General features: G+C 45.1%; 11 protein-coding genes and 2 pseudogenes. 7 read left to right on the forward strand and 6 right to left on the reverse strand.

Going from position 1 to position 26,110, the window contains the following annotated elements; genetic code table 11:
* The first annotated feature begins 50 nt into the window (after positions 1–50).
* Positions 51–2,213 carry a flavin-dependent dehydrogenase gene (locus tag QT987_RS05840; protein WP_333238107.1) on the forward strand — a complete coding sequence of 721 codons (2,163 nt, stop codon included), beginning with the start codon at positions 51–53 and terminating at the stop codon, positions 2,211–2,213.
* 166 nt (positions 2,214–2,379) lie between these two features.
* Here the strand turns inward: QT987_RS05840 and QT987_RS05845 are convergent, their stop codons facing one another.
* The 3 genes from QT987_RS05845 to QT987_RS05855 all read right to left on the reverse strand — a co-directional run bounded on the left by QT987_RS05845 (position 2,380) and on the right by QT987_RS05855 (position 5,338).
* Complete coding sequence (locus tag QT987_RS05845) at positions 2,380–3,711, reverse strand: hypothetical protein (RefSeq protein ID WP_333238109.1); 1,332 nt, start codon at positions 3,709–3,711, stop codon at positions 2,380–2,382.
* A gap of 645 nt (positions 3,712–4,356) precedes the next feature.
* On the reverse strand, positions 4,357–5,019 hold the full coding sequence (locus QT987_RS05850) for a (2Fe-2S) ferredoxin domain-containing protein (protein WP_333238111.1): 663 nt from the start codon (positions 5,017–5,019) through the stop codon (positions 4,357–4,359).
* A 73-nt stretch (positions 5,020–5,092) separates the two neighbouring features.
* On the reverse strand, positions 5,093–5,338 hold the full coding sequence (locus QT987_RS05855; RefSeq protein ID WP_333238114.1) for an Asr1405/Asl0597 family protein: 246 nt from the start codon (positions 5,336–5,338) through the stop codon (positions 5,093–5,095).
* A gap of 355 nt (positions 5,339–5,693) precedes the next feature.
* On the opposite strand from QT987_RS05855, the gene QT987_RS05860 reads away from it, so the two are divergent.
* Positions 5,694–6,236 carry a Dps family protein gene (locus QT987_RS05860; RefSeq protein WP_006632871.1) on the forward strand — a complete coding sequence of 181 codons (543 nt, stop codon included), beginning with the start codon at positions 5,694–5,696 and terminating at the stop codon, positions 6,234–6,236.
* A 137-nt stretch (positions 6,237–6,373) separates the two neighbouring features.
* Here QT987_RS05860 and chlP read toward each other — a convergent pair whose 3' ends face one another.
* Complete coding sequence (gene chlP / locus QT987_RS05865) at positions 6,374–7,594, reverse strand: geranylgeranyl reductase (protein WP_172186475.1); 1,221 nt, start codon at positions 7,592–7,594, stop codon at positions 6,374–6,376.
* 566 nt (positions 7,595–8,160) lie between these two features.
* Here chlP and QT987_RS05870 point away from each other — a divergent pair.
* The 5 genes and pseudogenes from QT987_RS05870 to QT987_RS29870 all read left to right on the forward strand — a co-directional run.
* The gene (locus QT987_RS05870) at positions 8,161–8,553 is read left to right on the forward strand and encodes a hypothetical protein (protein WP_333057711.1); all 393 of its coding nucleotides are present in this window, start codon (positions 8,161–8,163) and stop codon (positions 8,551–8,553) included.
* Positions 8,554–8,950: 397 nt separating this feature from the next.
* A pseudogene (locus tag QT987_RS05875) lies at positions 8,951–10,218 on the forward strand (RNA-guided endonuclease InsQ/TnpB family protein).
* A gap of 703 nt (positions 10,219–10,921) precedes the next feature.
* Positions 10,922–16,318, forward strand: coding sequence for an AAA family ATPase (locus QT987_RS05880; RefSeq protein ID WP_333238117.1), 5,397 nt, complete (start codon positions 10,922–10,924; stop codon positions 16,316–16,318).
* 224 nt (positions 16,319–16,542) lie between these two features.
* Positions 16,543–22,410: a protein kinase domain-containing protein gene (locus QT987_RS05885; RefSeq protein ID WP_333238119.1), complete on the forward strand. Its 5,868-nt coding sequence runs from the start codon at positions 16,543–16,545 to the stop codon at positions 22,408–22,410.
* A gap of 94 nt (positions 22,411–22,504) precedes the next feature.
* Positions 22,505–22,681, forward strand: a pseudogene (locus QT987_RS29870) (transposase); the annotation flags it as partial.
* A gap of 55 nt (positions 22,682–22,736) precedes the next feature.
* Here the strand turns inward: QT987_RS29870 and QT987_RS05895 are convergent.
* Entirely contained in the window at positions 22,737–23,756 is a 1,020-nt protein-coding gene (locus tag QT987_RS05895; RefSeq protein WP_333238121.1) for a glycosyltransferase family 4 protein, read from the reverse strand.
* Between the two features lie 703 nt (positions 23,757–24,459).
* Entirely contained in the window at positions 24,460–25,668 is a 1,209-nt protein-coding gene (locus QT987_RS05900) for a DegT/DnrJ/EryC1/StrS family aminotransferase (RefSeq protein ID WP_333238124.1), read from the reverse strand.
* Between the last annotated feature and the right edge of the window lie 442 nt (positions 25,669–26,110).

Raw genomic sequence — 26,110 nt, forward strand, 5'->3', positions numbered from 1 at the left:
TTGTCAACTCCCCCATCTTTATTAATTTATTCAGAATTGAGAGCCCAATCATGCAAGAAATTCTTTATCTAGAAGTTCCGACACCGGATACAGCAGCAGTCTGCACTTGGTTGCAGCACGAATTCGATCCCGGAATCGGAGAAAAAATTATTACTGCTGACGGCTTTCGCTTGCTTTCACCAGCCACAACAGCCGAGGTTCAGAAGTCTGGAACTCAAAATGGCAATCCAAAACCCGCCTTGGCTGACACCAATTCAGGAAACCAAAATTGGCGATCGACAGAACTTTCCACCTTTGTCTGGTCACTGCAACGCACCACTTATTTAAAAGTCTTTCGTCTAGAAGAGGCGCCTGCGGGAGAAAAAAAGTTCCTGGAAGCTCTGAATCTTGCTGTAAGAAACAAGTTTCCCGATCGCTACCGGGAACCCCCTGTCATAGACCTCTCCAAGCAGTCAATTTTTGAGGCTCTTGCCCCCTATTACCCCTTGACCGTCAAATACTTCCAAAAAATGCCTAATGGCGAATATGACCTCAAGCGCGTCTACTGGTGGGAACAGCGTTGGCGCGAAGGCACTCGCAATCCTCAAACGCCAAAACAAGTAGTGTTTTTGAAGGAAGAGGGAAGAGGGAAGAGGGAAGAAGGAAGAGGGAAGAAGGAAGAGGGAACAGGGAAGAAGGAAGAAGACACGACTTTGGTATCTGATTCTGGCGATACTTTTTACGACTTAATTTATATTGGCGGGGCCTTGGGAGTGATTCACGCCGCAGTCATGGCGAGATTGGGCTACCGGGTGCTGCTAGTTGAACGAATGCCTTTCGGACGGATGAATCGCGAGTGGAATATTTCGCGGGATGAAATTCAAAGCTTAATTGATTTGGGTTTATTCACTGCTGCAGAAATCGAAACTTTGATTGCCAGAGAATACAAAGATGGCTACAACAAGTTTTTTGATGCTAACAATCCGCCCGTGGCTAAAGCGCCAGTTCTGCACACACCAAAGGTACTCAATGTAGCTTTGGACGGAGAGAAATTGCTGAATTTAGCGGGACTTAAGCTAACAGAAGCTGGTGGAGAAATTTGGGATGAAACTGAGTTTCTTAGAGCAGATGTTGCAGCAGAAAAAGTAGTAGTTCAGGGCCACCACTTGCCGACAAAAGCCGATCGCACTGCATTAGGACGGCTGCTGGTGGATGCAATGGGGTCGGCTTCTCCCATCGCTTGGCAATTGAACGAAGGGCGGACTTTTGACAGCGTTTGTCCGACAGTGGGAGCAGTCATCGACGGAGGAATTGAGCCGGGAGTATGGGATTCTGAGTACGGGGATGTACTCCACACTCACGGGGACATTTCCCGCGGACGCCAGCTCATTTGGGAGTTGTTTCCCGGCGCCGGCACAGAACTGACAGTTTATCTATTTCACTACCACCAAGTACATCCAGAGAACCCCGGTTCTTTGCTGGAAATGTACGAAGATTTTTTCGCAATTTTGCCGGAATACCGCCGCTGCGATGTCGATAAATTGGTTTGGAAAAAACCGACCTTTGGTTATATTCCGGGGCATTTTAGCAGCAACAGCAGCGATCGCTCCGTGGCGATCGATCGCCTAGTCTCGATCGGCGACGCAGCATCCTTGCAATCTCCCCTCGTTTTCACAGGCTTCGGTTCTCTTGTCCGCAATCTTTTCCGCTTAACAGACCTTTTGGATACAGCATTAAAGCACAATTTGTTGACGGCAAATCACTTAAACCAAATTCGCGCCTACCAGAGCAATATTTCAGTAACTTGGCTATTTTCTAAAGGCATGATGGTTCCTACCGGCAGCAGTTTGCCACCCCAAAGAATTAATTCAATGCTCAATACCTTTTTCGGTATTTTGGCAGCACAAAAACTCGCGGTAGCCGAAACTTTTATTAAAGACAGAACCGACTGGCTAACTTTCAATCGACTGGCGATCGAAGCAGCCGGACAAAATCCTTCTCTCCTGTTGTGGATTTTAGATTTTGTCACCTTGGGGGATATTTGGCGCTGGCTGGGAAGTTACTTGAATTTTACTCTGCTGGCTTTGGCCAGTTTGCTATTCGGATGGCTTCCCAGCTTCGCCCGCAGGGTACAACCTTGGTTGGAACCCCGGTATCCGGCTGTTTGGCTGTGGCTGTTGGCTACCAGCTATGCTCTCACCTACGGCATGGGAAAGGGGAGAAAAGAGTGTTGAGTTTTGAGTGTTGACTCAAAACTAGCAACTCTCATATCCAATCCGTTAGCATCGGAATAGTAAATTCGAGTTCACTGTTGACTGTTCACTGTTGACTGTTTACTGTCAACCGTCAACCGTCAACCGTCAACATCATTCCGGTGTTACGGGAAATGATATCAGTTCGCTATCGAAAACTCGGCAATTCAATTTCAGCTAACGATCGACGTTTTTTAGAAGCCCGCAGCGGACTGGCAATCAAGCTCAGCCAGTCTGGTTGGGCAACTGCTGTAGGTTTTGCCACACTCGATCGCACTTCTTGAATGCCAAAGGTTTCAACAGAGTTCAAAATTTGAAAAGCCCTAGCCAATTCTTGAGCCTCCTCTTTGGTAGCAGTTTCCGGTTCAGACTCAGCCATCGGCAGTTCAGGTTCCGCAACCAGTTCGGCCAACTCAGGTGCCGGCTCATCAGGTTGGTAGGTTTCGCTCTTGTGCAATTGAATGCCGGATACTTCGGCTAATTTGTTGAGTTCTAGAGGGGCTGGGGATTCAGGCTCGATCGCCTCCGCAGCAGCAGCTACCTCTGGAAGCTCTTCTGATTCCGACCAAGGTTGGACAGGGGAAGCGTTGAAGGCTGGCGGCACCGGCATCTGAGAGCTTTTGACCGCCGCGAGCAAAGATTCTAATTGTGCGCTGGCGGTGTCGAGATTATTGTCAGGCGGCTCCATCCTTGGCGACTTTACCTGCGGCCTGTCCAAACTTCTTTCCAAGGCAGCTTTGAATTGCAGAGTGTGGCGCTGCTGGCGCTGCAAGCGGGCTCGCAATTCCCTGCAAATATTTTCTGTGGCTACTAACTGGTGTAACTGTTCGTTGTAGCGCTGCACAGTAGACGCACATTCTCGCTCAACAGTCGCTAGCCTGACTTGGCTGGTTGCCAACTGACTTCTTAAACTTTCGACTAAAATTTCTTGACTCTGGAGGGTTTGATGGGAAACTTCCACTTTGCCAAACAGCCGCGTCAATTGTTCTTGAGTATTTTCGAGTTCTGCAGTCCGCTGTTCTAGCAAAGTTTCGCGATTCTGCAAGGTTTTTTGGGACTCTTCGAGAGCTGTTTCTAGCTGGGCGATGCGCTGCAAAAGGTCGCGGTTGCATTCGTGCAGCGCTTGCATGAGGGTGACTGGGGTTGATCCTTTGCCCTTGGCCTGTTCGGCATTCCCAAGCAGATTTTTTAGATTCTCTGACATCGGGGGCGAGCCCGCCTCAGTAGGCTGTGTCGGAGATTGCGAATTTTTTGTTTCAGGTTTTGTGGGAATTGCATCTACGCTGATGGCGTTGGGAAAATCTACTGTTTGCCAGTCTTCTTCTGGCTGTTGGGGAACCGTTGCGGGAGTGTCTGTCGCATGGGGGGCGATCGGCTCAAAACCCCCAGTAGCAGCAAAATCTGAATGAAATGGTTCGGTATCGGATGGAACAGCAGGGTGCGGTTGGTGCTGATGGGCTCGAAGATCAGCTTCTGACATGGCTTTTTATCCCAATACTCACAGGGTCTCAGATACAGTCTATCCTTAGAGATTCTACAGAAGGAAGCCCCTAATTGACACTCTTCGGGCTAAAGCCACGGAGATTCTTAAGACTTAAGTCTTAAATGCGCTGTCAAATCGCATCTACACGCTCGAAACAACTACTGGCACCAGAAGTATTGCTGTTGCGCTTACTTTTGTTTTTAGATTGCTTTCTGATTCCATCAATAATCCAGTTAGGTACGCTCAACGACTCACTATTACGTGTTTGGACAGGCTCGGCATTGCCGAGTAGCGATCCAACCCAGGAGTTTCACCTTATGAAATCGTTTCAACACGTAGATGGTTGTTCTTACTTGCCTGTCTAAATTCTAAACTTTAGCTTAGAATTTATTAGATCTTTTAACAAAGTTTTATAATTAAAGCCGTCCTAGAAAGACGGGGCTTCAAACCAAATTTTTTGGTGATAGTTTTGGCATTTTTCCGGTTTTTTGCGACCATAACCTCTGAATCGAGTGGCGCGATCGAACTACAACTCGAACTCAAATTAAAACGTAAGATGCGCCTGTAAGTTTTTCGCCCAGAGTCCTATTAAAATAATCTTTCCCGATCTCTAACGCACTCTTGCGGCATCCCGGCGATAGCCTAAGCTTTAACAACTGCACAATGTTTGTCAATGATTGCTGGAACTTCTGCCGGTGCAATGCGGCTGTAGCGAGTTTTGTCCGGCATCACAACTATATTTGGGCCCGCTTTACACTGTTTGAGACATCCGGTTCCCTGTACTGTCACTTTGTCTTCTAAACCGCGCGCATTCAAAGCATTTTCTAAAGCTTTACAGACTCCTCCAGCGCCCCGCTTCTGGCAGTCTGATTTTTGACATACTAATATTTTGGTTTGGGTTTTTGCCGGAGATTTTACAGTTTGAGCTGCTGCAGTTGAGGTGACTTGGGTTTTGCCGATCGCGCGATCGTCCGATGTCAATACCCCAATAGGCCCATTAGTGGAGTCAAGGTGTTCGTGCGATCGATCATTTTGACCTTGAGCCAGCTTGAGGCTACGAGCTTTAAGTTTTATTTTACCGTTTTTCAAATTGAGCTCTTTCTCACCTACAACTTGAACTCTCAACCCCGGTGTCAAAATAGGCGACAGAAATGACCGCAATTCCTTGCAAAGTTTAACAAGATATTCTACTCCGCGATCGCTACTAATTCGCAAATATTTAAGTTTGCAGCCATCTTCAACCATCAGGGCGAGGATTTCTCCCTCTAAACTGAATTCGGAAACTTGCTTGCCAGACTTATACATTGTTATAACTCCTTTAAATCCGTTACATCCGTTACATCTTCTACATTGCTCGTTGCCGAACTTCCTTCTACCTTTAGCCCCTTTGCCAGCAGTATTCCAGCCACTGCACCAGTTCGTACCGAGGGGCACTGACTTGCCTCAACACGCTCATTAACTGAGCCGCTTGTTTAGCAGTGTTGACTTTTGCCCGCAAAGGTTGGTCAACCGCACACCAGCAGGGAATTTCTAGCTCTTGCAAGCGTTTGTAAACTTGCCACCTATCTAGCCAACTCACTTGCACAATGTCACAAACTTCTAATTCTGGATCTGCTGGATTCATTTTTTAACAACAGTAATAATTTGCATTAATTTTTACCCTGACTGGTAGCGGGTAGAAGTTAAAAGCCAGATTTCAGCAGAACATCAAAGATGATCAAAAGCCCTTCCTGAAAAATTCTGCCTTTTGCCTTCTGCCTTCTGCCTTCAGAAGGTTCGCCCCCTTTTCAGGAAGCGTTCAGAACGAGGATCTTGTTCAAGCATAACCCAACTGCTAATAATTCTCAATAGGTTTACAAAAAAAAATTCCTACTCTATAAAATCTTCTACTATTGAGGCAGACTCTGCTTGACTGGTAAATTTACGGTGCTAGACTGACTCTATTGGCAACAAAACTGCCTATTGAGAGGAGAACACACATGGCTGAGACTCAGAGTGCATTAAGACCGTTTGGCCACATAGCCGAAAACCCAGTTCTACTGGAACATTCAGTCACAGCACCGATTTGTGAAGGAATGAACGCGCTGCTGGCCAGTTTTCAGGCTCTATACCTGCAATATCAAAAACATCATTTTGTGGTGGAAGGGGCAGAATTCTACTCCTTGCACAAATTCTTTGAAGAAAGCTACGGAGAAGCTCAAGATAGCGTCCACGAGTTGGGCGAACGGTTAAACGGGTTGGGCGGCATACCAGCAGCTAGCTTTAGCAAGCTAGCTGAGTTGTGCTGTTTTGAGCCGGAAGCCGACGGCGTATATTCCTGCCGCCAAATGCTAGAACACGATTTAATTGCGGAGCAAGCTATCCTCGGTTTGCTGCGCCGTCAAGCAGGACAAGCAGAAAGTTTGGGCGATCGAGCTACCCGCTACCTCTACGAAAAAATCCTGCTAAAAACAGAAGAGCGGGCTTATCACATTTCCCACTTCCTCGCCCCCGATACCTTAGTGCAATTGAACTTGAACTAACAATTCTTCTTCTTCCTTAGCACACGTGGCACAGGCGTCTCGCCTGTGAATTTTGACGTTATCTTAGATCAAAAAAAAAGCGAGCAGTTTTGAGACTGCCCGCTTTTTTATACAAAGTGCGTTTGAGCCGCAGGGAATTAAGGCGCTAAAGCATTCCCACGCAACAAGCTACCAATGGTTTTCGCAGTAATCTTCATCTGTATGAAAGGATTAGCCGGTACGACGGTCTTATACAAGTAGCTATCGAATGTGAGTTTCTGCACATCGCGATCGGCACACATTTCCACAAAAGCTTCGCGGGTAGCGTCGGAACGGTAGAACACGCGCTGCAAAATGTCAAGCACTTTGTAAGTAATGCCGTAGGCTTTATCCCACCGCTTCAGGTAAATCTTAATTTCCTCTTCAGTCGGAATGCGCGCGCCTTTATTGGAAATCTCCACAATAGTTTCGGCGCACATCCGGCCAGACTTGGCGGCAAAATAGATACCTTCGCCGGAAGACTTGGTAACATAACCTGCGGCGTCGCCTACGAGAGCAACTCGGCCGACAACCCGGCGGGGACGCGGATGTTCCGGGATGGGGTGAGCTTCCACTTTAATAATCTCACCGCCCATCAGTTTTTTGGCAGCGCGGGCGCGGATGCCTGCTTGCAGCTTTTTGATACTGGCTTGATTGACTTTCATCGTGCCGGTGCCGACGGCTACGTGGTCGTATTTGGGGAACACCCAAGCGTAGAAGTCGGTAGATACGTCATCGCCGACGTACATTTCGGCTAAGTCGTGGTAGTAAGCCATTTTATCTTCCGGCAGGCGGATGCGTTCTTGGAAGGCGATCGCATAATTGTAGTCGCCAGCGTCGATCGCCTTTGCTACGCGGGAGTTAGCGCCGTCAGCCCCAATTACCAAATCCACCTTCAGAGTTTTCTGAATTCCCATTGCGCTGCCGTCGGAGTGGTCGGCATAGTGGAGAGTGTAGGGGTCTGTATTGTTGCCGGGAATTTCTAATTTGTGAACGGTGCCGTTAATTAGTTTTGCACCCAAGGAAGCGGCCCGATCGCGCATGAAGCCATCAAGAACTTCGCGGCGGCACATACCGATGTATTCGTGGGCGTTTTCAATATTGATGTCCACCTCGACGTTGGAGGGGGAGATCATTTTCATTTTTCTGACTTGGCGGTCAATAATACTTTGCGGCAAGTCAAATTCGCTGACCATGCACAGGGGAATCGCCCCACCGCAGGGTTTGGCGTTGTCTAATTTACGCTCGAATAGGTATGTTTCGATGCCTGCTTTTACCAGTGTTTCGGCGGCGGAAGAACCCGCAGGGCCTGAACCTACTACTGCAACCCTTAGTGTCAAAGCTTTTCTCTCCAGTTTTTTTCTATAGGCATTACTCAGGTGTGATGGTATCACGGAGTTTGGATGCGGTGGGGTGAAGCAGGGGAGATTTCAATGAAATGAAACAGAGCTTAACAGTTCGATACGAAAATCGGGTCTGGGGCGAGGGGTGCGATCGAATATCTTAAATCTTTCAGTGTAGATGAAGGTGGATGGACGGTGATGTGCAGTGGTGTGCGCTGGTGTGCGATCGAACATTTTGCACTATTTTCTAAGAACAGGCTGGACGGCCTGTTCCACAAAGAATGAATTTTCTGCTTGTGGGGAGTAGGGGTTGGGCTTCTAGCCCGCCCGGACATGAACAGGCTGGACGGCCTGTTCCACAACAGATAAATTTTCTGCTTGTGGGGAGTAGGGGTTGGGCATCTTGCCCGCCCGGACATGAACAAGCTTCCCTAGCCTGTTCCACAACAGATAAATTTTCTGCTTGTGGGGAGTAGGGGTTGGGCATCTTGCCCGCCCGGAACAGATTAGAACCAGTCCAATAAGTTACATTAAAGTTACTTGCAGTTATATCTAAAATTCTTATGCTCGGTAATTTTCAACAAAGCAACCTGCGGATTGAGCTTGAAGCTTCCGAAACAGCGATTAGAGACAGCTTGTTGCGTCCGAGTCAATTGCAGCAGTGGCTGTGGCCGCAGCAGTTGTCTAGCGGTTTGCCAGAAGAATTTGCTCAAGGTTTGACCTTTACAAGTTGGCTAGGCCCCGTGGCAGTTCAGCATCACGTTGATATTGTTGAGCACAATTGTCTGCGGCTGTTATTGAGTCAGGGAATTGACGGATTTCACGAATGGTATTGGGGCGATGGTTGGGTGCAGTCTCGGTTGGAAGGAGTTTCGCTGCTGCCTCTGAATTTGGGGCAAACTGCTAGTTTACTTCGGCTGCGGGAGTTTGTAGCCGGGAAGGGTAAGCGGAAGTAGATCAATGACTCTCCAAAATCATGAGAACAAAGTCTGGTAGTCCTGCATACCAACGAAAAATCCTAAACATTTTTAGGGGTAAAGAAACTTTGTAATCATGGATAAAATACCAGAAGATACTCACATGATTGGATATCTTTATAGATAGATGAAAACAAAGTCTTTCTTACCAAACGAGATATCCTTTGCTGAAGGGTGTTATTGAATCTTTCCATATCAGAAGTTTTGCCAGTATCTTCCCCCAGAGATTTGTGTCGCTGGGGAATTTTTTTTGAGCCTGCCCAAAAATCTGTATTGTAAAACTTCATTGAGTTTATAAGCACTTATAAACAATAAGGGTATTATGTTGTGAGTGGTGAACAATGAATACGCATAGCCCAAAGAACGGAAGTCTCAAATGCAACTAACAGAGAGGCACATCATTAAATCAACGGAACACCGTTTCGCCCAAATAGACGAACTAGCTTTCAAGTCCAAAAACCTCTACAATGCCGCCAATTACGTCATTCGTCAGAGTTTTATTTATGGATGGAACTATGTCAACTACAACGAAATGAATCGTTTGATGAAGTCTCACGAAGCATATAAGGCTTTGCCTGCCAAGGTCAGTCAGCAAATCTTAATGGTGCTAGACAAGAATTGGAAATCGTTTTTTGAGGGAATTAAAGCTTATAAAGTGGATTCTTCTAAATTCACTGGTCGTCCAAAACTACCAAAGTACAAAGATAAGGTCAAAGGGCGAAACCTTCTCGTTTACACGATTCAAGCGATTAGTAGCAAACAGTTGAAGAAGGGAATTATCAAGCTTTCTGGTACTGAATTTTTAATTAAAACTGAAGTCAATTCTGACCAGATTTGCCAAGTTAGAGTGGTTCCGAAATGTGATGCCTATGTGATAGAGGTAATTTATGATGAACGGGAGTCCACCATCAGCAATGCCAACTCTGTAGCTAGTATTGATTTGGGACTGGATAATTTAGTAGCGCTAACTTCAAATCAACCGGGACTTCTCCCTTTGTTGATTAACGGGCGACCATTAAAATCGATTAACCAGTTCTACAACAAGCGCTCTTCAAGATTGCAATCCCAGTTGAAAGGGAGTCGCAAAACTTCACCCCGGATTCACCGCTTAACTCGCTGTCGCCATCAAAAAATTGATAATTACTTGCATCATGTTAGTCGCCTAATTATCAATTTTTTGACAGCCAAGCAGATTGGGACGCTAGTAATCGGCAAAAATGCACAGTGGAAAACCGATATCGCTCTAGGCAAAAAAACAAACCAAAATTTTGTCATGATTCCTCACTCTCGACTAATTGAGATGTTAGAATACAAAGCTAAGTTGGTTGGAATCACAGTAATTATGCAGGAAGAATCCTACACGTCCAGAGCCAATTTTATGGGTTTAGACCCAATTCCTGTTTACGGAAAAACAGAAAAAGAGCCTGTATTCACTGGTAAACGGATCAAGCGAGGTTTATACAAAACATCGACTGGCCAGTTAATTAATTCCGATGTGAATGCAGCGTATAACATTCTCAGAAAAGCAATCCCAAATGCGTTTAGCAATGGGATAGGGAGCTGCGTAGTTCAGCCAAGGCGGGTTAATCCGCTCAAAGTAAAAGCGAAGGGGACGGACTTGAAGCCTCCCATGTCTATAAATGACTATACTTTTACCAGCTATAATAGACGGCACATTGTCTGTCCACTACTGGGAGGGAATCCCAAAAACCTTTAGCACCCATTTCAACTCGACTTCCTATATACACCCCTAGAATTTCTTTGCTTAAGGCATCAATTGGCCCGCTCTTTCCAGTGCTTGTTCCCCTTATTGCCTAAAAACGACTACATTTCATCACATTGGATCGTTAGCTTGCCTGGTTTTTTTGACTTTACTTGAACTTTCCGGGGGACTCATGCTAATTGTTGAAAAACAAGTATTGGAACCAGCGGGGGGACACCCTCGTGAATTTGACAATCGCGACTCAAGATATTTTTTCTAATAAAAGCCGATCGCTCAATTTTTTTGTTTCTTCTGAAATCCTTTGATGTCTGGGGTTTTAAAAAAACTGCCTGTGACAATATATACATTCAAAATTTTGCTTAGCGCTGGGGGTGGGACAATTTTTAACGATGTTTGGATAACAAAAACGGTGACAATTCATGGAGTTGAGAATTAACAAGGCTTAGGTACGTCGCATAATAACTTCTTACCCTTACTATGCCAGACCACCTGAAAGCCACTTCGCTGCCGAAAAACTAAGAGTGTGTTATAAAAACATAATTTGTTCCTTTCTAAAGCGCTATTCTCGATACAACGAACCCGGTGTGTTTTGACTTCGCGTTAATTATTACAAGAAAAATAAATATGCTCTCCATTCCAGGCATTGCCGTCCAGAAGCTGCTTTACGAAAGTGCCAATTCTCTAGTTTACCGGGCGATTCGGGAAGCCGATCGCCAACCGCTCATCCTCAAACTTCTCAAAGAGAGCTACCCGACACCTCAAGAATTGCTACGCTACCGCACCGAATACCGTATCACCCGAGAGCTGAAAGAGGCGGGAGTCGTGCAAGTTTATGACTTGCAAAAATACCAAAACAGCCTGGTGATTTTTGTGGAGGACTTTGGCGGGGAATCCTTGAAAATATGGATGCTGCAGCGAAAGTTTAGCCTCAAGGAATTTCTGCAAATTGCGATCGCTGCCACTGAAACTTTAGGGAAAATTCATAGCGCCAATATTATCCACAAAGATATTAACCCTTCTAATATAGTATTCAATCCCGCGACCGGACAGCTCAAAATAATCGACTTTGGTATTTCCACTCAGCTAACGCGAGAAATGCCAACTCTGAAAAACCCCAACATTTTAGAAGGAACCTTAGCCTATATTTCACCAGAACAAACTGGTAGGATGAATCGCTCTATCGATTACCGCACTGACTTTTACTCACTCGGTGTCACCTTCTACGAATTGCTGACAGGAAAACTCCCTTTTGAAACAGAAGATGCTTTAGAGCTAGTTCACTGCCACATTGCCAGACAACCAGTTCCCACGCACGAAATCGAGCCAGAAATTCCCCTAATTGTCTCGCAAATTGTCAGCAAGCTGATGGCAAAAAATGCGGAAAATCGGTATCAAACTGCATTGGGTCTTAAGCAGGACTTAGAAATGTGTCTCGTTCAATTACAAGAAACCGATAGCATAGAAGAATTTGACTTGGGAACACTGGATCTTACAGACCATTTCCTGATTCCCGAAAAGTTATACGGCAGAGAAACTGAAGTTGATAATTTATTAAAAGCCTTTGAAAGAGTTCGTAATGCTAGTGCCGAAATGATGCTAGTAGCTGGCTTTTCTGGGATTGGTAAAACCGCAGTAGTGAACGAAGTTCACAAGCCGATCGCCCGACAGCGTGGCTATTTTATCAAAGGCAAATACGACCAATTTCAACGCAATATTCCCTTTAGTGCATTTGTGCAAGCATTTCGCGAATTGATGGGACAATTATTATCAGAAAGTGACGCTCAGTTACACAGATGGAAAACCATGATTCTCACCGCAGTAGGCGAGAGTGGGCAAGTCTTGATTGACGTAATTCCTGAATTAGAACACATCATTGGCCCTCAAAGTCCTGCACTAGAATTGTCGGGGAGTGCCGCCCAAAATCGCTTCAATCTGCTGATGCAGAAATTTGTGCAAGTATTTACCCAAGCAGAACATCCCTTAGTGATGTTTTTGGACGATTTGCAGTGGGCAGATTCCGCATCTTTGAAGTTATTACAACTATTGATGGAAGATACGGGGCATCTGTTAGTATTGGGTGCTTATCGGGATAATGAGGTATCACCGGCTCATCCGTTTATGTTGACTGTGGATGAGATTGTGAAGTCTGGGGCAGTGGTGAATACGATTACCCTGCAACCGTTGAGTTTAGCAGATCTAAATCAGTTGGTAGCAGATACGCTGATTTGCGATTTATCTTTAGCCGGGCCCCTGACAGAATTGGTTTATCAAAAAACCCAAGGCAATCCCTTTTTCTCGACTCAATTCCTCAAGGCCTTGTATGAAGATGGTCAAATTATTTTTAACCCCCCTCAATCCCCCACCCCCCTTTCATCCCCCCTTACCAAGGGGGGACAGAGGGGGGTACAAGGGGGGTGGCAGTGCGATATTAATCAAGTTAAATTTGCCGACGCCTCGGATGTGGTGGAGTTTATGGCGGCGCAATTGCAAAAGTTGCCTGCCGAAACTCAGGATGTTCTCAAACTGGCGGCTTGCATTGGGGCGCAGTTTGATTTAGAGACATTGGCAATAGTCAGCGAAGAATTACCAGAAGAAACGGAATCAGCGCTGTGGAAAGCCTTGCAAGAAGGACTCATTTTAGTGCTTTCAGAAGGCTATAACTTCATTCAAGCAGATGCTCAATCCCCAAATCAGTCTGTTGCTAATCCCACTTATAAGTTTCTGCACGATCGCGTCCAGCAAGCGGCTTATTCATTGATTCCTGACGACCAAAAACAAGCCACTCATCTAAAAATTGGACAGTTACTACTACAAAGTTCTTCCGAGATAGAAACAGAAGAAAAAATATTTGATATTGTGGGGCATTTAAATCAAGGAATTGAGTTAATCGCTCAGTTAAGTGAACGCTCAGCCTTAGCCCAACTAAACTTAGAAGCTGGACGTAAGGCTAGAAATTCTACCGCCTACGCTGCGGCAAATATCTATCTACAAACGGGAATTGAGTTACTGACACCTCAATGCTGGCAAACTCAATATGAATTGGCGCTAAATCTTTATGTTGCTGCTGCTGAAATTGCCTATTTGAATGGTGACTTTGATGGTATGGAACAGATGGCAGCGCTGGTTTTGCAAGAAGCTCAAACAATTTTAGATCGAGTTAAAATTTACGAAATTAAAATTGCCGCTCAGACAGCTCAGAGCAAGGTGTTAGAAACGATCGCAGTAGCAAGAGAGGCACTCTTACAATTGGGGATTGAACTCCCTGCCGAACCTGATGAAGCCAAGATTGGCAAAGCGCTACAAGCCCTTGCGGCTCTCCTCGGCGGCAGAAAGATTGAGGAATTGGTTGATCTACCTGTGATGACAAATCCACAGACTCAGGCAGCTATGCAACTGTCTGGTATGTTGTTTCCACCCATTTTCCAGGGAATGCCCGGTTTGCTGCCCCTGCTGAGCTCAACGATGGTGAGTTTATCGCTCTCCTTTGGAAATGCGCCCGCATCGACGGTGGGTTATGCGATGCACGGGATGGTGTTGTGTGCCTTTTTACAAGAGGTGGAAACGGGTTATGGCTTTGGGCAATTGGCACTTTCATTGCTCGATAGGTTGAATGTACCCGAATTCAAGTCCACAGTTCTACTTTTGTTTGGTGGCTGGATTCAGCATCGCCAAGAATCTCTTTTGGCAACGATACCGACGCTGAAAGAGGGCTATAGGTTTGGTATGGAAACCGGCGACTTTGTAGACGCTGGATACAACATATATATTTGCTTTTATACTCATTTATTCGCTGGTGTAGAACTAGACACTTGGGAACCAGAAATAGCAAGTTATAGGGCTGTCATGGCGCAGTTGAAACAATATTCTGCGCGGATTTATTTGGATATGATTCAGCAGACGGTGCATAACTTGAGGGAAACCCATACTCGACCGGATTTGTTAATAGGCTCTGCCTACGATGAAACGGTGATGATTCCCAAGCACTATCAGGATAATGAATTTACGGCGATCGCCTGTGCCTGCATCTTCAAACTGCTGCTTGCTTACTGCTATGGCAATTATACGGCTGCCCTAGACCACATTTCCCAAGTCAAACAGTATTTGATGGGAGTATCTGGATCGGCTTTTGTTCCCATTTTTCATTTTTATGCTGCCCTGACGCACCTGGCACTTTTTCCCACACAGCCAGCAATTGAGCAAACTGAAATTCTTGGCTTAGTGGAAACCCATCAAAGCACGCTGCAACAGTGGGCGCAAAATGCTCCGATGAATTATCTGCATAAATGGTATTTAGTGGAAGCAGAACGCTATCGAGTTTTGGGCAATAAAGCCGAGGCGATTGAAATGTACGATCGCGCAATTTCGGGAGCCAAAGAAAACAAATATGTTAATGACGAAGCCCTGGCCAACGAACTAGCAGCCAAATTCTACTCGGAATGGGGCAAAACAAAAGTTGCTCAAGCCTACATATTTGAGGCGTATTATTGTTATGTTGAATGGGGAGCCACTGCTAAGGTAACGGATTTAGAAACGCGATATCCTCACTTATTCGCGGTAACTCAACCGGGAAGGAAAAACACTCAAACTACCGTAGCAATGACAACGACTGGTTCGGGAAATCACCTAGATATTGCCGCAGTCATGAAGGCTTCTCAGGCGATTTCTGGAGAAATTATGCTAGATAAGCTACTGTCTAGCTTGATGAAAATTTTGATGGAAAATGCAGGGGCGCAACGAGGCTATCTAATTTTGTTAAGCCAGGGACAACTGTTCATTGAAGCTGAAGGAACCATCAATGACGAACTCGTCACCGTGTTGCAGTCAATCCCCGTTGAAACCTGTCAAGAACTTTCCTCCGCAATTGTCAATTATGTGAGTCGCACTCAAGAAAGCGTGGTACTAGATGATGCTGCGCGATCGGGACAATTTACCAACGACGCCCACATCCGAAAGCATCAGCCCAAATCAATTTTATGTGTACCGCTGATTAACCAATCTCAAGTCATTAGTATTGTTTACTTAGAAAATAATCTGACAGCGGGAGCTTTTACCCCTGAAAGAGTGGAACTATTAAAAGTGTTATCTGGACAAGCGGCTATCTCAATTCAAAATTCTAAGCTTTATACAGAAGTACGCGAAAATGAAAGCAGGCTGGCTCAACTCAACAAAGCTTACGAGCGATTTATTCCCCATCAATTCCTCCAGTTTCTAGAGAAATCAAGCATCATTGATGTGGAATTGGGCGACCAAGTGCAGTTAGAAATGTCGGTGTTGTTTTCCGACATTCGCGACTTCACCACGCTTTCGGAAACTATGACGCCGGAGGATAATTTCAAATTTATAAATTCTTATCTTTCTCGCATGGAACCAGTCATTAATGAAAATCACGGGTTTATCGACAAATATATTGGCGATGCGATTATGGCGCTATTTAGCGGCGAGGCGGATAATGCGGTGAAAGCGGGAATTGCTATGCTGCACCGTCTCGCTGAATACACTCAAAACCGCGCTAATTCGGGCTATGCGCCGATTCAAATTGGGATTGGGATTAATACGGGTTCTTTGATGCTGGGAACTGTGGGAGGACCAAATCGCATGGACGGGACGGTCATCAGCGATGCGGTGAATTTAGCTTCTCGTGTGGAAAGTTTGACAAAAAATTATGGGGTGTCGCTGTTAATTACGCAGCCCACTTATGGGCGCCTGAAAAATCCTTCCCAGTACGCAATCCGCACTCTCGATACGGTAAAAGTCAAGGGAAAATCTGAAGCTGTGACGATTTATGAGGTGTTTGATGCAGATTCACCAGAAATTAAACAGGCGAAGTTAGCTACGCTGGAATTGTTTGCAGAAGCTAGGGCACTTTACTCGGAAGGGAAGTTATTTGAAGCGGCCCGGCTGTTTTCCGAGTGTTGGCGTCAGAATCCGGGCGATCGCGTTGCTAAAATTTACTGGGAACGCTGTGAGTCTGCATTGTTGACTCGCACAAAAATCAAAGACAGGCTACACAATTTACATTAAGTGGTTGCTATTCCTGAAAATCACAGCAAAAGTGCGATCGACTGTTGAGACACTCTACAAATTAGGCGATCGCGATCGGGGCTACCCCAAAGTATTTGCAGGCTGTTACCGGAAAAACTAAACATTTGTTACAAAAACAAAAATTTTTCGTTTCTAACGCGCTATTGTATACAGAAAGCTGGTGCGTTTTGAGTTAGCTTTAATTTTTAGCAAAAAAAACCAATATGCTCTCGATTCCAGGCGTTGCCGTCCAGACACTTCTCTATGAAAGCGCCAACTCTCTGGTTTACCGGGCCATTCGGGAAGCAGATAAAGAGCCAATTATCCTCAAACTCCTCAAAGAAAGCTACCCCACACCTCAAGAATTGGTGCGCTACCGCACCGAATACCGCATCACCCAAGAGTTGAAAGAGGCGGGAGTCGTGCGAGTCTATGACTTGCAAAAATACCAAAATAGCCTCGTGATGTTTGTTGAGGACTTTGGCGGGGAATCCTTGACAATTTGGATGCAGCAGCGCTCCTTTACTCTTGAAGAATTTTTACAAATTGCGATCGCCACAACTGAAATTTTAGGGCAAATTCACAGCGCCAACATCATCCACAAAGATATTAATCCCTCAAATATTGTTTACAACCCGGAAACAGAACAATTAAAAATTATTGATTTTGGCATATCCACTCAGCTAACGCGAGAAACGCCCACCCTGAAAAACCCCAACATTTTAGAAGGCACATTAGCGTATATTTCACCAGAACAAACGGGGAGAATGAATCGCACTCTCGATTACCGTACTGACTTTTACTCTCTCGGTGTCACATTCTACGAATTGCTGACAGGAAAACTACCTTTCGAGACTGAAGATACTTTAGAACTTGTTCACTGCCACATTGCTAGACAGCCAGTTCCTCCGCACGAAATAGAGCCAAAAATTCCCCTAATTGTGTCTCAACTTGTCAGTAAACTGATGGCGAAGAACGCAGAAAACCGCTATCAAACAGCCGGGGGGCTAAAGCATGATTTAGAAATGTGTCTGCTTCAATTACAACAAACCGATAGCATAGAAGAATTTGACTTGGGAAGGCGAGATATTACAGACCGTTTCCTGATACCCGAAAAGTTATACGGCCGGGAAAGTGAAGTTGATAATCTATTAGCTGCTTTTGAACGGATTGCATCAAGACGATCGCCCCAGCCCCCCTTAATAAATGGGGCTTCATGTGACTCCGTTAGTAGGGGCGGTGCCCCCGTGCCCGCCCTGGGCGGGGGGGGATCGCATTTATCCGGCAGTGAAATGATGCTAGTAGCTGGCTTTTCTGGGATTGGTAAAACCGCAGTAGTGAACGAAGTTCACAAGCCGATCGCCCGACAGCGTGGCTATTTTATCAAAGGCAAATACGACCAATTTCAACGCAATATTCCCTTTAGTGCATTTGTGCAAGCATTTCGGGAATTGATGGGGCAATTATTATCAGAAAGTGACGCTCAGTTACACAGATGGAAAACCATGATTCTCACCGCAGTAGGCGAGAGTGGGCAAGTCTTGATTGACGTAATTCCTGAATTAGAACACATCATTGGCGCTCAAAATCCTGCACTAGAATTGTCGGGGAGTGCCGCCCAAAATCGCTTCAATCTGCTGATGCAGAAATTTGTGCAAGTATTTACCACCGCCGAACATCCCTTAGTGATGTTTCTGGACGATTTGCAGTGGGCAGATTCCGCATCTTTGAAGTTATTACAACTGTTGATGGAAGATACGGGCCATCTGTTAGTATTGGGTGCTTATCGGGATAATGAAGTCTCCCCTGTTCATCCGTTTATGTTGACAGTGGATGAGATTATTAAGTCTGGGGCTGTGGTGAATACTATTACCCTGCAACCGTTGAGTTTAGCAGATCTCAATCAGTTGGTAGCAGATACACTGATTTGCGATTTATCCTTTGCCGGGCCATTGACAGAACTGGTTTATCAAAAAACCAAAGGTAATCCCTTTTTCTCTACTCAATTCCTCAAGGCCTTGTATGAAGATGGTCAAATTATCTTTGACCCCCCTGTGTCCCCCCTTACTAAGGGGGGAAGTAAAGGGGGGTGGCAGTGCGATATTGCTCAAGCTAGACTTACCCACGCCTCGGATGTGGTGGAGTTTATGGCGGCGCAATTGCAGAAGTTGCCGAAAGAAACTCAGAATGTTCTCAAGTTGGCGGCTTGCATTGGGGCACAGTTTGATTTAGATACATTGGCAATAGTCAGCGAAGAATTACCAGAACAAACGGCATCAGCACTCTGGAAAGCCTTGGAAGAAGGACTTATTATACTGATAAAAGAAGGCTATAACTTCCTTCAAACAGATGCTCAATCCCCTACTGAGTCTGTGGCTAACCCAATTTATAAGTTCCTGCACGATCGCGTCCAGCAAGCAGCTTATTCCCTAATACCCGAAAACAAAAAAAAAGCTACTCATCTCAAAATTGGACAGTTACTCCTACACAAATATTCGGACATAGAAAGAGAAGAAAAACTCTTTGATATTGTGGGGCATTTAAATCAAGGAATTGAGTTAATCAATCAATTAAGCGAACGAGAAGCCTTAGCCCTACTCAACTTAGAAGCGGGAGGTAAGGCCAGAAATTCTACCGCCTACGCAGCCGCAATGGTCTATCTGCAAACAGGGATTGAGCTACTAACAGCCAACTGCTGGCTTCTTCAGTATGAATTGACCCTAAATCTCTATGTTGCTGCTACCGAAGCTGCCTATTTGAATGCTGACTTTGAGGGTATGGAACAGATGGCAGCATTGGTATTGCAAGAAGCTAAGACGATTTTAGACAAAATTAAAATTTACGAAATTCAAATTGCCGCTCAGACAGCCCAGAGCAAGGTGTTAGAAGCGATCGCAGTGGGTAGAGATGCCCTGCGACTACTGGGAATCGATCTCCCCAGCGAACCTGACAAAGCCACGATTGGTAAAGCGCTGCAAGCCCTGGCTAGCCAACTTCAGGACAGACAAATCGAGCAACTGGTTGACTTGCCTTTGATGACAAATCCACAGACTCGGGCAGCTATGCAACTCTTAAGAATGTTATGTGCACCCATTTTTCAAGCAATGCCCGGTTTGCTGCCCCTAGTTACCTCCACGATGGTGAGTTTATCGCTCTCCTTTGGGAATGCACCCGCATCGACGGTGGGTTATGCGATGCACGGGATGGTTCTGTGTGCCTTTTTAGGAAAGGTGGAAACGGGTTATGCCTTTGGTAAATTGGCACTTTCATTGCTCGATCGGTTCAATGTGCCCGAATTAAAGTCCATGATTCTGTTTGTGTTTAGTTGCTTTATTCAGCATCACCAAGAAGCTCTCTGGGCAACGGTACCGACGCTGAAAGATGGCTACAGGGCGGGCATGGAAACGGGCGATTTTCTATACGCTGGCTACAACATAACTATTTACTTTTATGCCAACTTTTTCGGTGGGGTAGAACTAGACCGTTGGGGAGCCGAACTAGCAGATTACAGCACTGCCTTAGATCGGGTGAAGCAATATTCTGCTCAGGATTATTTGGATATGATGCGGCAGACGGTGCAGAATTTGACGGAATGTGTGAGTCAACCGGATTGCTTAATAGGAACTGCATACGATGAAACTGTAATTATTCCTAAGCGCTATCAGAACAATGAATTCACAGCGCTCGCTTTTATCTACATCAACAAACTACTTCTTGCTTACTCGTTTGGGAATTATTCGGCTGCCATATACCACATTACCCAAGTTAATTCGTATTTGATGGCAGTATCGGGAAGTTTTTATTTTCCCATTTTCCCTTTCTATGCCGCCCTAACACACTTGGCGCTATTTCCCACACAGCTAGAAATTGAGCAAGTAGAAATTCTCGCTCAGGTACAAACACATCAAACCACTTTACAACAGTGGGCGGAAAATGCTCCCATGAATTATCTGCATAAATGGTATTTGGTTGAGGCAGAACGGCAACGGGTGTTGGGCAATAAAGCTGAGGCGATTGAAATGTACGATCGCGCCATTTCTGGAGCCAAAGAAAATAAATTCCTTAACGAAGAAGCACTAGCTAACGAACTAGCAGCCAAATTCTACTGGGAATGGGGCAAAGAAAAACTTGCTCAAACCTACATGATTGAGGCGTATTATTGTTATCTCCAATGGGGAGCCACTGCTAAGGTAAAAGATTTAGAAACACGATATTCTCAGTTATTGGCGCCAATCCAACCCGGAATAAAAACAACTACAACTACGGCATCAGTGACGACCAAGGGTTCTGGTTCTAACTTAGATATCACCACAGTCATGAAAGCTTCTCAGGCGATTTCAGGTGAAATTCTGCTAGACAAGCTAATGTCTAGCTTGATGAAAATTCTGATGGAAAGTGCCGGAGCGGAAAGAGGATATCTAATTTTATCAATTCAGGGAAAACTGTTAATTGAAGCTGAAGGGACAATAAATTCCCAACAAGTCACCGTGTTGCAGTCAATCTCAGTTGAAAATTGTCAGAAACTTTCCTCCGCAATTGTCAATTATGTGGCTCGCACTCAAGAAAGCGTGGTACTCGATGATGCTGTCCGAGAGGGACAATTTACCAACGACCCCTACATCCAAAAGCATCAGCCTAAATCAATTTTATGTGTCCCGCTAATTAACCAATCTCAAATCGTCAGCATTGTTTACCTAGAAAACAATCTGACAGCCGGAGCTTTTACGCCAGAAAGAGTGGAACTATTAAAAGTGTTATCTGGACAGGCGGCGATCTCGATTCAAAATTCTAAACTCTATACAGAAATTCGCGAAAGTGAGAACAGACTGACTCAATTTTTAGAAGCCATGCCGGTCGGGGTGTCAGTGGTGGATGCTTCTGGCAAACCTTACTACAGTAATCGCGCTGCTATTCAATTATTAGGTAAAGAAGTTATTGCTGAAGTCACCAGCGAGCAAATACCAGAGATTTATCAAATGTATCAAGCTGGAACAGAGCGGGAATATCCCTCTGCCGAATTGCCGACTAAGCGGGCGTTGAGGGGCGAAAGCGTTACTGTTGAGGATCTGGAAATCCACCAAGGCGACAAGATTATTCCGATCGAGGCTTGGGGTACTCCCATCTATGATGAAAAGGACAATATTTCTTATGCAATTGTAGCCTTTCAAGATATCACGGAGCGTAAAAAAGCCGAAACAGAGCGAATCAGATTTACCAATGAACTGTTCCAACTCAACCAAGCTTACCAGCGCTTCGTCCCTAATCAATTCCTCCATTTTCTAAATAAATCAAGTATTATTGATGTGGAATTGGGCGACCAAGTGCAGTTAGAAATGTCGGTGCTATTTTCCGACATTCGCGATTTTACCACGCTTTCGGAAAGTATGACGCCGGAGGACAATTTCAAATTTATCAATTCCTATCTCAGTCGCATGGAACCCGTTATTAATGAAAATAATGGGTTTATTGATAAATATATTGGCGATGCGATTATGGCGCTGTTTAGTGGGGAAGCGGATCATGCGGTGAAAGCGGGAATTGCTATGCTGCAGAGCCTCGTTGAATACAATCAAAATCGCGCCAATTGTGGTTATCCACCGATTCAGATTGGGATTGGGATCAATACTGGAACTTTGATGCTGGGAACGGTTGGCGGACCCAATCGCATGGACGGGACGGTAATCAGCGATGCGGTTAATTTAGCCTCTCGTGTGGAAAGTTTGACGAAAAATTATGGGGTGTCGCTGTTAATCACCCAGTCAACTTACTCGCGCTTGGAAAATCCATCTCTGTACGCAATCCGCACTCTAGACACGGTAAAAGTCAAGGGAAAATCTGAAGCGGTGACAGTTTATGAGGTGTTTGATTGCGACTCGCTAGAAATTAAAGAGGGCAAGTTAGCTACACTGGAATTGTTTGCAGAAGCTTTGGAAATTTACTCGGAAGGGAAGTTAGCTAAAGCGGGGCGGCTGTTTGCCGAGTGTTGGCGTCAGAATCAGGGCGATCGCGTTGCTAAAATTTACTGGGAACGCTGTGAGTCTGCATTGTTGACTCGCACAAAAATCAAAGACAGGCTACACAATTTACATTAGACCTATTGCAAAATAATTTTATGTCATAGTCAAAAGTTTTACCCCTTTTCTATGGCTGGGTGCAATCTTAGCTCAACGCACTGCTCATTAGCCGATTCATTCCACCTATCACCTAAATTCGACTCAACCTTTAAGCCGTCGGTACGGGCAGGCTAGACACAAAAAACCCCACAAAGAAGCATTATGGAGTCCTAGTTATTTTGCTGTTTCTGCTGGGGTGCGTAAGAAAGAAGTTTTGAAGGACTATATCAGAAATCAAGAAAAGCCGGCCACTGAAGAAGGGGCTTGCATCCCATTTTTTTGGTCAGTCCTCTTCTATTTAGTTTTTATTTTGCCTGCATTTTTTGCCGAATCTGCTCTCCGCGCCTAGCAGCAACTTGTGGCCAAGTCAACTCCAAAGCTCGCTGGCGGGCGGCGGCTCCCATTTTAGCGCGCAAATCAGGAGAATTAGATAGTTGGCGCAGTCCCTCCACCCAGGCGTCAGTATCGTAGGGAGGAAGAATTATGCCGTCAATGCCATCACGCACAACACCGCCTCCTCCCATCGGTGAAGCCAGAATAGGCAAACCATGACCCATCGCCTCATAGATGACGAGTGGGCTACCTTCCTCGAGACTGGGTAAGACAAAAAAGTCAGCTTGGCGATAGGCAGAACTGTAGTCCAAAGCATAATCAAAGTGAACTACATCAGAACGTTCCAGCAAATGGCTGCAAGTTTGAGCGATCGCCGGTTCGAGTCTGCCAAAAATAGTCAGCTTTCCCTTAATCCCAGCTCGCTCCCAAGCCTGCAACAGTAGGTGAACCCCTTTGCGGACGCAGGCAAAGCCTAGGAAAAGGACGTTAACTTCCTCTGATGGCGGTTTTTGGAATTGATAATTGGGGAAACGCTCTGGCGACCAACCTTCAGTGGTTAACAGCAGTTTTTCTTCAGGAACTCCGGCGTCTTGAAACGATTTTACTACTGCCGGACTGGGACAAAACAGGAAGTCAACTAGCTTGAGTTTTTGCTCTTCGTTCTTAATTGTTTCTGGGGTAATTGTGTGTTGAGGTTGCAATTCCAAGCGAGAGTAAGCATCGTCAAGGATACTCTTAGCTTGCCTTTGACAAGTATTAACTCGCTCCAAAAAAATCGCCTTACTCTGCTTGTTAACGCTTTTTACAGTATCTACTGAGAGACCGGGCCACAAGTAGGCAACATCAAAATTTTTGATATCTTTGAGAAAATGCTTCTCTGCCTTAATTTTGGGAGCACTATCGCTGCGGTAATACAGTTTTTTCAGCAATGACGGAATTGCTTCAACTATATTTGAGTCGCGACAGGAGCTATCGCAACTCGGGACAACCATGCGAGCCTTCAGCTCAGGGTTTTGCCATTGTTTGCACACTGAAAAAAATACGTGGCTGATGGCTCGGTCATCGCAATGGATTGGGAATAAAGCACTCAGTTTTAACATGGGATTCATCTTGAGTTAAGTAAAGTTTTTCTACTTGTTTCTAAACACGGATATAGAAAAATCAGGCTCGGTTTAGAGACCAGTCTTGTTTGATTGAAAAGTAGATTCTTCCGTCTGACAGTGATTGTATGCTGAAAATATAACATTTAAGTAAATTCACTGACAAGGCCCTGAACCAAAAATTATGTAATTTTACTGTAAAGAATGAAACAGCAGCATCCAAAATGCACTGAAAAATTTTCCAAGATGTTTGGCGTCTTACTAAATAGGGCTTTTCAAGCGTTTTAGATAACGTGGGGATTTAAATTGTTGCTACACATACTCTCGTCCAGGCTCTTACGGACTAAGATAACCGACCGGGTATTAAGCCGGATTTGCTAAGTAATACCACTTAAAAAAACAGAATACCGAGAACCTCAACTTCGCGCCTAGTTGTCGGGACTCTAAAAGCGATCGGATTTTATGTTTAATTAAAGCGAGCTGCCAATCATTACCTTGTAAAGGGCGTTGTGGAGAAAAAATATCGAAAAAAACATCCTAGCTGCTTTTCTAAAAAAACAGCTAGGATGTTTGTATGGCAACCTATTTCAGGACTTTAGCCTGCTGTTGCCAAAGCTAGATTCTTAGTTTTGCCGATCGCCAAACATTTTTTAACAGCAGCAATTACATCTTCCACATCTGCATCTGTTAATTTTGCCGAAATCGGCAAGCTAATTGTATGCAGTCCGATGTACCTAGCATTGGGATAGTCTTCCGGCTGCCATCCAAACATTTCTTGATAGATAGGATGTTCTGGCATACTCATATAATGTACGCCGACACCGATATTTTCAGCATTCATAGCGTTGAGAAACTCGTCGCGGCTGATTCCTGTTTTGGCTTCATCTACCAGGATGGTGTACAGGTGATAAGCATGAATGGTATCCGGTTCGGGCTTCGCTGGCAAAGTAATCGGCAAATCCGCAAATGCTTCGTTGTAGCGCTGCCAAATCTGCTCCCGCCGCTGCCAATAAGGAGCAACTCGTTTCATTTGATGAATGCCGATCGCAGCTTGCAGATCCATCATATTGTATTTAAAACCGACCTCCACCACTTGGTAGTGCTTGTAACCCGAGTCTCCGAAGCGCTTCCAAGCATCTTTGCTCATACCGTGCAGCGCTAAAATTTTGAGCCTGTCGGCGTATTCTTGACTGCTGACGATAATCATTCCTCCTTCGCCTGTCGTAATGTTTTTGGTGACATAAAAGCTGAAGCATCCGAAGTCGCCAAATGTGCCTGCTTTCCGTCCCTTGTACTCTGTTTCGATCGCGTGAGCACAGTCTTCAATTAACTTCAAGTTGTGACGGCGAGCAATCTCGCAAAGCGCATCCATATCGCAGGGACGACCTGCGAAGTGAACTGGCAAAATTGCTTTAGTTTTTGAAGTTATTTTAGCTTCGACTTGAGCCGGGTCAATATTCATTGTCACCGGATCTACATCCGCCAGTACCGGCGTTGCCCCGGCGTGGACGATCGCATTAACTGTAGCGCAAAAAGTCATCGGAGTAGTAATGACTTCATCCCCCGGTTCTAACGAAGCAGCGAGGATGCTCAAGTGCAGTGCCGCCGTACAGGAATTGACTGAAATCGCGTACTGGGAACCCTTGTAAGCTTTGAAGTCATTTTCAAAACTCATGACTTTAGGGCCTGTACCCAGCCAACCTGTTTTCATGGTTGACACCACTTCTTGAATTTCGGCATCTTCGATCGCCGGGGCGCCGAAAACCAAAAAACGGTCTTTTGAACGAATAGGAGTGTTGTTCATGTTGCTAGTCTTACCCAGTAAGTAAAGTTAATCAAATGGAAGTGTTAATGAATGCGGTATCAGCGTTTCTTATTTATTTTTTTAGCTCCATCTTGTTTGCTAATACCTTGTGTAATGGCATCTTTTGTATAACAAGCTTAGTAATGACCAGCCGTTTTTCCGCAAGCGCCTGAGTATGACAGAATTTATCTATTTTAAGATAGAGAATCTGCAATGTCCAGTAGATCGTATTTCAGTTTATGAGCGATACACAAGCTCTCGCCTGCATTTTGTGTTTTAAATACTTTATTCAATAAAAACACGGGTACTTCTCGCTTAACTTTTCGTAAACTGTCGAACATCTATCCCGATCTAGATTAGACAGCCAGGGTAAACGCATCTTAACTGGAACCCAAAATATGCTACAGTTAAATCCGACTAAATTTCAATGTAGTTTGTTGTA

It is taken from the genome of Microcoleus sp. SVA1B4, from assembly GCF_036700545.1.
GTDB lineage: Bacteria > Cyanobacteriota > Cyanobacteriia > Cyanobacteriales > Microcoleaceae > Microcoleus.

Coding starts and splice junctions, on each gene's coding strand:
- QT987_RS05845 (WP_333238109.1), bottom strand. CDS start 3,711: ATGTCAGAAGCTGATCTTCGAGCCCATCAGCACCAACCGCACCCTGCT.
- QT987_RS05880 (WP_333238117.1), top strand. CDS start 10,922: ATGCTCTCCATTCCAGGCATTGCCGTCCAGAAGCTGCTTTACGAAAGT.
- QT987_RS05885 (WP_333238119.1), top strand. CDS start 16,543: ATGCTCTCGATTCCAGGCGTTGCCGTCCAGACACTTCTCTATGAAAGC.
- QT987_RS05870 (WP_333057711.1), top strand. CDS start 8,161: ATGCTCGGTAATTTTCAACAAAGCAACCTGCGGATTGAGCTTGAAGCT.
- QT987_RS05895 (WP_333238121.1), bottom strand. CDS start 23,756: ATGGTTGTCCCGAGTTGCGATAGCTCCTGTCGCGACTCAAATATAGTT.
- QT987_RS05860 (WP_006632871.1), top strand. CDS start 5,694: ATGGCTGAGACTCAGAGTGCATTAAGACCGTTTGGCCACATAGCCGAA.
- QT987_RS05840 (WP_333238107.1), top strand. CDS start 51: ATGCAAGAAATTCTTTATCTAGAAGTTCCGACACCGGATACAGCAGCA.
- QT987_RS05850 (WP_333238111.1), bottom strand. CDS start 5,019: ATGTATAAGTCTGGCAAGCAAGTTTCCGAATTCAGTTTAGAGGGAGAA.
- QT987_RS05855 (WP_333238114.1), bottom strand. CDS start 5,338: ATGAATCCAGCAGATCCAGAATTAGAAGTTTGTGACATTGTGCAAGTG.
- QT987_RS05900 (WP_333238124.1), bottom strand. CDS start 25,668: ATGAACAACACTCCTATTCGTTCAAAAGACCGTTTTTTGGTTTTCGGC.